The organism is Centipeda sp. (in: firmicutes) (genome assembly GCF_057271695.1).
The window spans coordinates 1-10409 of the sequence record NZ_DBHIVL010000080.1 but is presented as its reverse complement, the minus strand read 5'-3'; the positions used below and the strand labels follow the sequence as shown (position 1 = coordinate 10409).

The following is a 10409-nucleotide window of genomic DNA, read 5'->3' as shown; positions in this document are numbered from 1 at the left end:
GTGCGGGCAAAAAAGATACGTCAAGATGGCGTGGCTGAATTTATCAGTGCTTCCCCTACATTCTTCGTACGATTTTCTCACGATTTTTGCACATAAAAAAGGCACCTTGTCCAGATGCCCTTGTCCGCACAATATGGTACTTTTATGCGGCTCTTATGCCAGTGCCGCCAGCTACTCACGCGCAATCGATATATCCCGACAACGCTGCTCGTAGATTTGCCGATCAAACTCCACGAGTGTCACAAAACAATCCGCAAATTCTGATGTATCTACACTCTTTACACTGCGGGCGCACGGGTAGTCCTTTTCATCCGTGCCCTCCAACATACAACCAATCGCATCCTGTGCCATCCACATGGCCTGCTCCAGCGTTCGCCCCTCTGTGAAGCACCCCTCAATATCAGGAACGGTCACCGTGTAGCCCCCCTCTTTGGCAGTCTCGAAGACCGCAGGATAATAATGCTTCATTGCCACCACCTCCAACATTCACCATTATATCAGACCCGCTTGTTTCAAAATCTTATGTTCCAAGCCCTTCCCCAATGTGCCAGTATGAATCGGAACAACTGTCGTTGTTCTTGTCAGCGGATTCCACATTTTTTGATGAGAGCCGGAACTTGATGCCGCTTTGCGAAAGCCATTCTTCTCCAACAGGCGTATCATTTGTCTTGGGAATCACTGATAAAATGAAGTCCGTCAGATTGGTGTAGATTTTTTGTCCTGTCAAGGAGACAAACCGGACGCATAGCAGAGGCTATGTGGAGGATTTGTCGACGCAGAGAGGGCGAAAAAGATGCACCAAGATGATTGGGCTGAATTTATCAGTGCTTCCCTTGGTGTCATCGGCATTTCTACCGCCCCCTCATTTCAAATTATAAATACTTCCCATGTCAGCGTCAACGTTTTTTCACGCCCGGCAAAAAAGGCTGTTGTGCGAAGACAACTTTGCCTTCGCACAACAGCCCCCTAAAGTGTACTTCTCAAACGAGTTCGTGTGCGATCATGTACTCTGCAATCTGGAGTGCGTTGAGTGCCGCGCCCTTGCGAATCTGGTCGCCGCAGATCCAGAAGTTCAGTGCGTTGTCCACCGACTCATCGCGGCGCAGACGGCCGATCTCGACATCGGTCTTGCCGGAGGTGAAGAGCGGCATCGGATACTCCTGCTCCGACGGGTTGTCGCGCAGGACGATGCCCGGGAACGCCGCAATTGCCTTGCGTGCCGCATCGAGCGATACCTCGCTCTCGAACTCGACGTTGACGGACTCGGCATGGCTGCGGTAGACGGGCACGCGCACGGTGGTCGCCGTGATGCGCAGGCTGTCGTCCCCCATGATTTTCTTCGTCTCGTCGATCATCTTCATCTCCTCTTTCGTGTAGAAGTTGTCCATGAAGACATCAATCTGCGGGATCAGGTTGAACGCAATCGGATAGTGCTTCGGCAGCTTGCCGACGGGCAGGATGTTCGCCTGTGCGTCCTTGCCCGAGGACAGTGCCGCGACCTGCTCCTCAAGCTCCGCCATACCCTCCTTGCCTGCGCCCGAGACCGCCTGATAGGTGGAGACGACGATGCGGCGGATCTTCGCAATATCGTAGAGGGGTTTTAGCCCCATCACCATGATGATGGTGGAGCAGTTCGGATTGGCAATAATGCCCTTATGCTTCTTGATTGCCTCGGGGTTGACCTCAGGCACGACGAGCGGCACCTCGGGATTCATGCGGAACGCACTCGAATTGTCGATGACGACAGCACCCGCCTTGACAGCGTAGGGAGCAAAGTCCTTGCTTGCCGCACCGCCCGCAAAAAGGGCAATGTCGATCCCCGCAAAGGAATCGGCCGTCGTCTCCTGTACGGTATACTCCTTGCCCATAAAGGCGATCTTCTTGCCCGCCGAGCGGCTGGACGCGAGCAGACGCAGCTCCGAGAACGGGAACTTGCGCTCCTCGATGAGGTTCAGGAACTCCTGACCGACGGCACCCGTTGCGCCGAGGATGGCAACACGATATTTCTTCATGATGTACTCCCTTACTATCCCTTACAACAGCTTGTCCAGTCCAACCGTGAGCGACGTGAGTCCGCGCACCTTCTTCGCCGCGAGCACAACCCCCGGCATAAAGGACTCACGGTTCAGCGAATCGTGGCGGATCGAGAGGGTCTGCCCAAGTCCGCCGAAGATGACTTCCTGATGCGCGACATAGCCCGACAGACGGACGCTGTGAATCCGCATGCCCTCATACTCTGCGCCGCGTGCCCCCGCGATCTTCTCCTCCTCGTCGGGATGCCCCTGTGCATGTGCCTCACGCACCTCGGCGATCATCGCCGCCGTCTGCACCGCTGTCCCCGAAGGCGCATCCAGCTTGTTGTCATGATGGAGCTCGATGATCTCGACCTCAGGCATATATTTTGCTGCCATGCGGCTCATCAGCATCATCAAAACCGCACCGATGGCAAAGTTCGGCGCGATGAATGCAGGCGTGTCGTTCTCGTCCGCCGCCGCCTTAATCGCTGCCTTCTGCTCCTCGGTCAGCCCCGTCGTGCCGACCACGGGCGAAACCTTGTGCGCAAGTGCCGTGAGGACATTCCCATAGACGACATCGGGACGCGTGAAGTCGATCATCACGTCGGGATGCAGCCGTTCGAGTGCCGCCGCGAGATCCGTCTCCACGAGCACGCCGTTCTTCGCCGTCCCCGCAAGCTCTCCCGCGTCCGCACTGCCTGTGATATCCACCGCACCGACGAGTTCCAACTCTGCATCGTCGATCACAGCCTTCAGCACCGCACGTCCCATGCGACCCGCCGCGCCATTTACCAAAACCTTTGTCAAGGCAATCTCCTCCCAAATACAGTATGACCTATTCTAGCCCAGAGAATCCCCGTATGTCAAGGAATACAAGCGTATTTCACCCTCAGACCTCCCGCATATGCGCGAAACGCTCGCGGTACTGACGCATGAGTGTCGGCAGGACAAAGGAGAATGCGGCGGGATCGTCAAGCGTTGCGAGAGCGGCTCGGCGGGCGAGCAGCAGAAGATCCATATCGGCGAGCACATCTGCGATCTTGAGGTCGCCGAGCCCGTGCTGCATCGCACCGAAGAACTGCCCGGGACCTCTGAGGCGCAGATCCTCCTCGGCGAGACGAAAGCCGTCGCTCGTCCGCTCGATGACCTGAAGCCGCTCCTGTGAGGCGGCACTGCGCCCCGCGATGAGAATGCAGTAGGAGGCGTAGGGGCCGCGCCCGACACGCCCGCGCAGTTGGTGCAGCTGGGAGAGTCCGAACCGCTCCGCGTGCTCGACAACGAGGATGCTCGCATTCGGCACGTTCACACCGACCTCGATCACTGTCGTCGAGACAAGCAGCTTGATGCGGTCGGCGTAGAATCCCTCCATCACCGCTTCCTTCTCCGCAGACTTCATGCGTCCGTGGAGCAGCCCGCAGGGAATCCCGCGAAAGATGCCATGGGACAGCTCCTCATAGACCTCCTCCACCGAGGGCAGATTGCTCTCCTCGCTCGCCTCGATCAGAGGACAGACGACATACGCCTGCCGCCCCGTCTCGATTTCCTTGCGGACAAAGGCATAAATCTTGTCGCGCGCCCGCTCATCGCGCAGAAATGTCCGAATGGGCTGCCGTCCCGGCGGCAGGTGCTCAATGCGCGAGACATCGAGATCACCATACACCGTGAGCGTCATTGTGCGCGGAATCGGGGTCGCGGTCATAACTAGCACATCGGGCATTACGGTACTCTTTTTCTCCAGTGCCGCCCGCTGTGCCACACCGAAGCGGTGCTGCTCATCCGTCACTACAAGTCCCAACGAATCAAATGATACACCGTCCTGAATCAGTGCATGCGTCCCGACGGCGATGTCAATCTCATGCGCGGCAAGTGCCGCCGCAGCTGCCGTGCGCTCCTTCTTCGTGAGCCGCCCCGAGAGGAAGCCCACGCGCACACCGAGCTGTGCAAGGAGTTCGCGCAGCGTGTCATAATGCTGACGTGCAAGAATCTCCGTCGGTGCCATCAGTGCTCCCTGACAACCGCTCTCCACGCACTTGACGAGCGCGAGCAGAGCGATTGCCGTCTTGCCCGAGCCGACATCTCCCTGTACGAGACGGCGCATCGGCAGCGGCGACTCCATATCGCGCGTGATTTCCGCCCACACCTTCTCCTGATCGTCGGTCAGTGCAAAGGGCAGTACTGCAAGCACGCGTGCGACCAATGCCCCGTTCGCCGCATGTGCGATTCCCTCCTGCTCCTCTGCCGTACGCTTCTTGAGCGCGAGCAGGCCGCATTGGATGAGGTACAGCTCCTCGAACGCAAGCCGTCGCCGCGCCGCACGCAGTTCCTCCTCCTGTTTTGGAAAATGAATGCGCTGGAAGGCAGCCCTGCGTCCGATGAGACGGTACTCCTCACGAATGCGTTGCGGCAGGTTCTCTTCCAGTTCATCCACCGTCTGCGCAAGCGCATACGTCATCATCTGCCGCAGCTGCTTCTGCGTCAGCCCCTCGGTCGCCGCATAGACGGGCAGGATGCCGAGGTGTTCATCCGCCGCATCCTGTCCACCGAGGATGTCAAACGATGTGATTTGCGAGAGAGCAAGCTGCCCGCTGCCCTGATAGGCATAGTCCGCCTTGCCCGAGAGGAGAATGCGCAGCCCCTCACGCAGCTTTGATTTGAGGAAACGCTGATTGAACCATACCGCCTGTGCATAACCTGTCCCGTCGGCGAGAAGTGCCGTTAGCACCGTAAAACCGCGCCGCCGCGTCGGACGCTCCGCCACCTGCTGAATCACGCCGAGGACGGTTGCACGCTCCCCGACGCAAAGATCTGCGATGGGGGTCACGCGGCTCTGATCTTCGTAGGTGCGCGGATAATACGTCAGGAGATCATACACCGTCCCAATGCCGAGACGTGCGAATGCCGCCGCCTTTTTCACACCGACACCGCGCACCTTGTTGATGCTGTCTGTGAGGTGCATCGTGCCTCCCTTCCGTTATCAAAAAAGCTGCCGCATCTGCGGCAGCTTTTTCTATCGAGCAAATACACCTTAGGGAAGCACTGATAAATTCAGCACCGCCATCTTGACGCATCTTTTTTGCCCGCACTGTGCCCTCGATCCTCCACATAGCTTTGGCTATGCGTCCGGTTTGCCTCCTTGTTCGGACGAAAAATCTACGCCAATCTGACGGACTTCATTTTATCAGCGATTCCCTAGAGCTTGGGGCCCGCAGAAACGAGCTCCCGCCCCCCCTCGTTGCCCTCGTACTTCTTGAAATTCTTGATGAAACGCTCAGCGAGATCCTTTGCCTTCTCATCCCACTCCGAACGACTTGCATAGGTGTCACGCGGGTCGAGGATCTTCGGATCGACACCTGGCAGCTCCGTCGGAACTTCGAAGTCGAAATACGGGATCTTCTTCGTCGGTGCGCTGTCGATCGAGCCGTCCTGGATGGCGTGGATGATGCCGCGCGTATCCTGGATGGAGATGCGCTTGCCCGTACCGTTCCACCCCGTGTTCACAAGATAGGCACGCGAGCCGTGTTCCTCCATCTTGCGGACGAGCTCATCTGCGTACTTCGTCGGATGGAGTTCGAGGAACGCCTGCCCAAAGCATGCCGAGAACGTCGGCGTCGGCTCGGTGATACCGCGCTCCGTACCCGCGAGCTTCGACGTGAAGCCCGAGAGGAAGTAGTACTTCGTCTGCTCCGGTGTCAGGATGGAGACCGGCGGCAGGACACCGAACGCATCTGCCGAGAGGAAGATGACGTGCTTTGCGTGCGGACCTGCGGACTTGTCTGCGACATGTCCGAGCACGATGTTCTCAATGTGGTTGATGGGATACGAAACACGGGTATTCTCCGTGACGGTCTTATCCGCAAAGTCCACGCGGCCTGCGAGGTCGACCGTGACGTTCTCAAGGAGCGCGTTGCGGCGAATTGCCTGATAGATGTCCGGCTCAGCCTCGGGGTCGAGGTTGATGACCTTTGCATAGCAGCCGCCCTCATAGTTGAACACGCCCTCATCATCCCAGCCGTGCTCATCGTCACCGATGAGGAGACGCTCGTTATCCGTCGAGAGCGTGGTCTTGCCCGTGCCCGAGAGACCGAAGAACAGTGTCGTGTTCTGCCCCTGCTTGTCCGTGTTCGCCGAGCAGTGCATGGAGGAGATGCCCTTCAAGGGGAGGTAGTAGTTCATCATCGAGAACATCCCCTTCTTCATCTCGCCGCCGTACCACGTGTTGACAATGATCTGCTCACGGCTCGTGAGGTTGAACATGACCGCCGTCTCGGAGTTGAGACCGAGATCGCCGAAGTGCATGACCCGTGCCTTTGCCGCATTGTAGACCACAAAGTCAGGCTTGAAATCCTTCAGTTCCGCCTCCGTCGGGCGGATGAACATATTCGTGACGAAATGCGCCTGCCAAGGTACTTCCATAATGAAGCGGACGGACATGCGCGTATTGACATTCGCACCGCAGAACGCATCGACGACGAAGAGGCGCTTGTTGCACAGCTCACGAATCGCAATGTCGCGCACGGCGTTCCATGCCTTCTGGGAGGCACGCTTGTTGTCGTTCTTGTACGCGTCGGAGGTCCACCAGACCGTCTCACGCGACGTATCATCATCAACGATGTACTTGTCCTTCGGCGAACGTCCCGTGTAGATTCCCGTCATAACATTGACGGCATCGCCCATCTCCGTCACCTGTCCGCGCTCATAGCCTTCGAGATCGGGACGCAGCTCCTCACGGAAGAGCTGATCGAAGTCGGGGTTGTGGACAATCTCCGTCGTTCCCGTAATGCCGTACTGTGTCAAATCAATCGTTGCCATAGTATAACCTCTTTCCCCAAAAAGATTGGTTCATGAACTAAGGAAGCACTGATAAATTCAGCCCAATCATCTTGGTGCATCTTTTTCGCCCTCTCTGCGTCGACAAATCCTCCACATAGCCTCTGCTATGCGTCCGGTTTGTCTCCTTGACAGGACAAAAAATCTACACCAATCTGATGGACTTCATTTTATCAGTGATTCCCTAACATACTTTAATGTAGATTCTTCACATAGTCTGGAAATCCTGCTTTTTTTGCGAAATTTTTATTGTTTCCGTGCTTTTTCTTATGCACGGGCGAACGCGAGCACAGCCGCAGACATCTCATCCTTGCCGCAGATGCCCTCGTGCAGCACCGTTGCCGCACGCAGAGCCGCAAGGCGTGCAGGAACATCCATCCCGCTCCGCGCGTGCAGACGCTCCATCTGCGCGAACTCATCCAAGCCCGCCGTATCCTCACCGAGCGCGTGGAGCACACTCGCACCGAACTTGTACGGGCTTGCCGTTGAGAGCACGACCATCGGACGCACATCGCCCGTCGCACGCCGATAGTCCTCCGCCGCACGATAGGCGACCGCCGTATGTGTGTCAAGCGTATACATTGTACGCTCGTACACTGCGCGAATCTCCGCCTCTGTCTCCGCATCGTCCGCGAACGCCGCCCAGAAATTTTCACGGAGCGCGGAGAGCAGCGCGGATGCGTCATATTTTCCGACCTCTGTGAGCTCCTGCATCCACGCAGCAACCTGTGTCGCATCCTCCGTCAGATGATAGAGCAGACGCTCGAGGTTGCTTGATACGAGAATGTCCATTGACGGCGACATTGTCTGATAGAAATCACGCTTGCGGTCATAGATGCCCGTCTGCAGGAAGTCCGTGAGCACATTGTTCGCGTTCGACGCGCAGACAAGCTTTCCGACGGGCAGCCCCATGCGCTTTGCATAGTAGCCCGCGAGAATGTTGCCGAAGTTCCCCGTCGGAACGGTGAAATTCACCGCATCACCCACCGCAATCTTCTTCTCTCCGATGAGGTCGGCGTAGGCACTGAAATAGTAGACAATCTGCGGCACGAGCCGCCCCCAGTTGATCGAGTTCGCCGAGGAGAGTTTTGTGCCGAGCGCAGCGAGTTCGTCTGCCATCGCCGCATCGCCGAAAATCTCCTTGACCCCGCGCTGCGCGTCGTCAAAGTTCCCACGCACCGCCACAACGGAGACATTCGCCCCCGTCTGCGTCACCATCTGAAGCCGCTGCACGGGACTGACACCGCCGTCGGGATAGAACACCATGATGCGGATGCCCTCGGTATCGGCAAATCCCTCAAGCGCGGCTTTCCCCGTATCGCCCGAGGTTGCAACGAGGATGAGGATCGTGTCCCGCTCCCCCTCCTTCACACGCGCCGTACTCATCAGCTGCGGCAGGAGCTGCAGAGCCATGTCCTTAAACGCGCTCGTCGGTCCGTGCCAGAGCTCGAGCACCTCAAGCTCCCCGACCGTCCGCACGGGCGCACGCCGCACATCATCGAACGTATGCCCGTAGGCACGCTCTACGCAGCCGCGCAATTCATCCTCTGTATAGTCTGTTAGGAAGAGGCGAAGGATGCGTACGGCACGCTCCTCGTAGGAGAGCGGCACAAGTGCCTCGATCTCGGCGAGCGTCATCTGCGGGAACGATGCGGGGACAAAGAGCCCGCCGTCCGAGGCAAGCCCCTTGAGAATTGCCGCAGCGGAGGAAGTGCGCTCCGACGCACCTCGCGTGCTAAAATAATCCATTGTATACATCCTTTCGCGAATGATGTGTGCTATACTTATATCACTGAATTATACCATTTCTATGGAATAAAAATCAAACCTAAGGAGCATTCCCTATGAAAATTGCACTGATCTCCATGGAGGTCATTCCCGGTCGCCCCGATCTGAACGCAACACATATGCGTGAAAAAATTGCGGAAGCAAAAGCAACACACGCCGACCTCGCACTTTTTCCCGCGCTCAGTCTCTCGGGGCTCTTCCTCGGCGGTGTATGGAAGCAGTCCGCATTCCTGCGCGACCTCGCGGACTATGCCGAGGAGATTGCTGCTGCCGCAGAGGGCATCACCGTTGTCTTTGGAAACGCCGCACAGACGGACAGCTGCACGGGCGTGCGCCGCACGCTGATGGAGGCGCGGGACGGCGTGCTGCGCGAGGTGGCACAAACACCGCTCCACGGCACAGGAAACACCTTTGCCCCGCTTCTCTATGAACTGCCCAATGAGAATATCATTCTCGCCGCAGACGCATCGCCCTTCCCCATCTGCTTCGGTGCAGGCTCACTCGCAGAGACGGCACGCGAAAAGTACAGTGCCATTTTCTATGTCAATACGCTCGGCTTACAGGACAAGGGCAAGACCGTCTACGCCTTCCCGGGCAGAGCACACGCATTTAACGAAAAGGGCGAACGTGTACTGATATCGCCCGCGTATACTGAGGGCGTGAGCGTTATTGACACCGCGCAGCTTCCCCCCGCCGTCACACAGCATGCCGAGGAATCAATCGTCCCCATTCATCGCATGCTGCGTTATGCCGTTCAAAAATTCCTTGCACGCATCCGTATGGAGCGCGTTGTCATCGGCATCTCGGGCGGCATCGACTCTGCCGTCGCCGCCGCCCTCTACGTCGATGCGATCAGCGCGGAGAACGTCCTGCTCGTCAATATGCCGAGCCGTTTCAACTCGGCAACAACGAAGGGGCTTGCCGCACAGCTCGCGGACAATCTCGGCTGCCGCCACATGATCGTCCCCATCGAGGAGAGTGTCACGCACACGGTCGATCAGCTCACGACTGTTCCCATCATGGGGAAATGTGCGGCAGAGGGGGAGCACCTCACGATCTCCTCGTTCGTGCGCGAGAATATGCAGGCACGCGACCGCAGCGGACGTGTCCTCTCCGCCCTCGCCGCCGCATGGGGCGCGGGCTTTACCTGCAACGCGAACAAGGCGGAGTCCACCGTCGGCTACGCGACCCTCTACGGCGATCAGGCGGGCTTCCTCTGTGCGCTCGCCGACCTCTGGAAGTATCAGGTCTACGACCTCGCACGCTATCTGAACAATAGCGTCTACGGGCGCGAGGTCGTCCCGCAGGGCATCATCGACATCGTACCGAGTGCCGAACTCTCCGACGCGCAGAACGTCGACGAGGGCAAGGGCGACCCCATCCGCTACCCCTACCACGACCATCTCTTCCGCGCCTTTGCAGAGAACAATGAAACGCCCGAGGAAATTCTGGAATACTATGCCAAAAACACACTCGAAGCACAGATCGGCTGTGCGGAAGGGCTTGTCGCAGCATATTTCCCGACGACGGCAGACTTTATCGCCGACCTCGAACGCTGGTGGAGGCTCTATACGGGCATGGCAGTCGCAAAGCGCATCCAGTCACCGCCGCTGCTGTCCGTCAGCGGACGTGCCTACGGCAGCGACCATCCCGAGTCCCAGATTGGTGCATATGAGACGATTCGTTATCGCGCATTGAAAGAGAAGCTGCTCCAGAAATAAAACAAAATAAAGGAATCGCTGATAAAATGAAGTCCGTCAGATTGGCGTAGATTTTTTC

General features: G+C 57.7%; 9 protein-coding genes. 1 reads left to right on the top strand and 8 read right to left on the bottom strand.

Annotated elements, in window-relative coordinates; all coding sequences use genetic code 11:
- Positions 1–171 precede the first annotated feature (171 nt).
- From ACO6BQ_RS10645 to thrC, 8 genes are all read right to left on the bottom strand, one after another.
- Positions 172–468 (bottom strand): type II toxin-antitoxin system HicB family antitoxin, encoded by a 297-nt coding sequence (locus ACO6BQ_RS10645; RefSeq protein WP_489120855.1) that lies wholly within the window; start codon positions 466–468, stop codon positions 172–174.
- A 24-nt stretch (positions 469–492) separates the two neighbouring features.
- The gene (locus ACO6BQ_RS10640; protein ID WP_489120854.1) at positions 493–663 is read right to left on the bottom strand and encodes a type II toxin-antitoxin system HicA family toxin; all 171 of its coding nucleotides are present in this window, start codon (positions 661–663) and stop codon (positions 493–495) included.
- Between the two features lie 317 nt (positions 664–980).
- Positions 981–2012, bottom strand: coding sequence for an aspartate-semialdehyde dehydrogenase (locus ACO6BQ_RS10635; protein WP_489120853.1), 1032 nt, complete (start codon positions 2010–2012; stop codon positions 981–983).
- Between the two features lie 21 nt (positions 2013–2033).
- Positions 2034–2822 carry a 4-hydroxy-tetrahydrodipicolinate reductase gene (gene dapB, locus ACO6BQ_RS10630; RefSeq protein ID WP_489120852.1) on the bottom strand — a complete coding sequence of 263 codons (789 nt, stop codon included), beginning with the start codon at positions 2820–2822 and terminating at the stop codon, positions 2034–2036.
- A gap of 82 nt (positions 2823–2904) precedes the next feature.
- The gene (gene recG / locus ACO6BQ_RS10625) at positions 2905–4971 is read right to left on the bottom strand and encodes an ATP-dependent DNA helicase RecG (RefSeq protein ID WP_489120851.1); all 2067 of its coding nucleotides are present in this window, start codon (positions 4969–4971) and stop codon (positions 2905–2907) included.
- Positions 4972–5204: 233 nt separating this feature from the next.
- The gene (gene pckA / locus ACO6BQ_RS10620; protein ID WP_489120850.1) at positions 5205–6824 is read right to left on the bottom strand and encodes a phosphoenolpyruvate carboxykinase (ATP); all 1620 of its coding nucleotides are present in this window, start codon (positions 6822–6824) and stop codon (positions 5205–5207) included.
- 37 nt (positions 6825–6861) lie between these two features.
- Positions 6862–6987 carry a secretion protein HlyD gene (locus tag ACO6BQ_RS10615; RefSeq protein ID WP_489119540.1) on the bottom strand — a complete coding sequence of 42 codons (126 nt, stop codon included), beginning with the start codon at positions 6985–6987 and terminating at the stop codon, positions 6862–6864.
- Positions 6988–7109: 122 nt separating this feature from the next.
- Positions 7110–8600: a threonine synthase gene (thrC, locus tag ACO6BQ_RS10610; protein ID WP_489120849.1), complete on the bottom strand. Its 1491-nt coding sequence runs from the start codon at positions 8598–8600 to the stop codon at positions 7110–7112.
- Between the two features lie 86 nt (positions 8601–8686).
- On the opposite strand from thrC, the gene nadE reads away from it, so the two are divergent.
- Positions 8687–10351 carry an NAD(+) synthase gene (gene nadE / locus ACO6BQ_RS10605; protein WP_489120848.1) on the top strand — a complete coding sequence of 555 codons (1665 nt, stop codon included), beginning with the start codon at positions 8687–8689 and terminating at the stop codon, positions 10349–10351.
- The last annotated feature ends 58 nt before the right edge of the window (positions 10352–10409 follow it).

Coding starts and splice junctions, on each gene's coding strand:
- ACO6BQ_RS10645 (WP_489120855.1), bottom strand. CDS start 468: ATGAAGCATTATTATCCTGCGGTCTTCGAGACTGCCAAAGAGGGGGGC.
- ACO6BQ_RS10640 (WP_489120854.1), bottom strand. CDS start 663: ATGATACGCCTGTTGGAGAAGAATGGCTTTCGCAAAGCGGCATCAAGT.
- ACO6BQ_RS10635 (WP_489120853.1), bottom strand. CDS start 2,012: ATGAAGAAATATCGTGTTGCCATCCTCGGCGCAACGGGTGCCGTCGGT.
- recG (WP_489120851.1), bottom strand. CDS start 4,971: ATGCACCTCACAGACAGCATCAACAAGGTGCGCGGTGTCGGTGTGAAA.
- pckA (WP_489120850.1), bottom strand. CDS start 6,824: ATGGCAACGATTGATTTGACACAGTACGGCATTACGGGAACGACGGAG.
- thrC (WP_489120849.1), bottom strand. CDS start 8,600: ATGTATACAATGGATTATTTTAGCACGCGAGGTGCGTCGGAGCGCACT.
- nadE (WP_489120848.1), top strand. CDS start 8,687: ATGAAAATTGCACTGATCTCCATGGAGGTCATTCCCGGTCGCCCCGAT.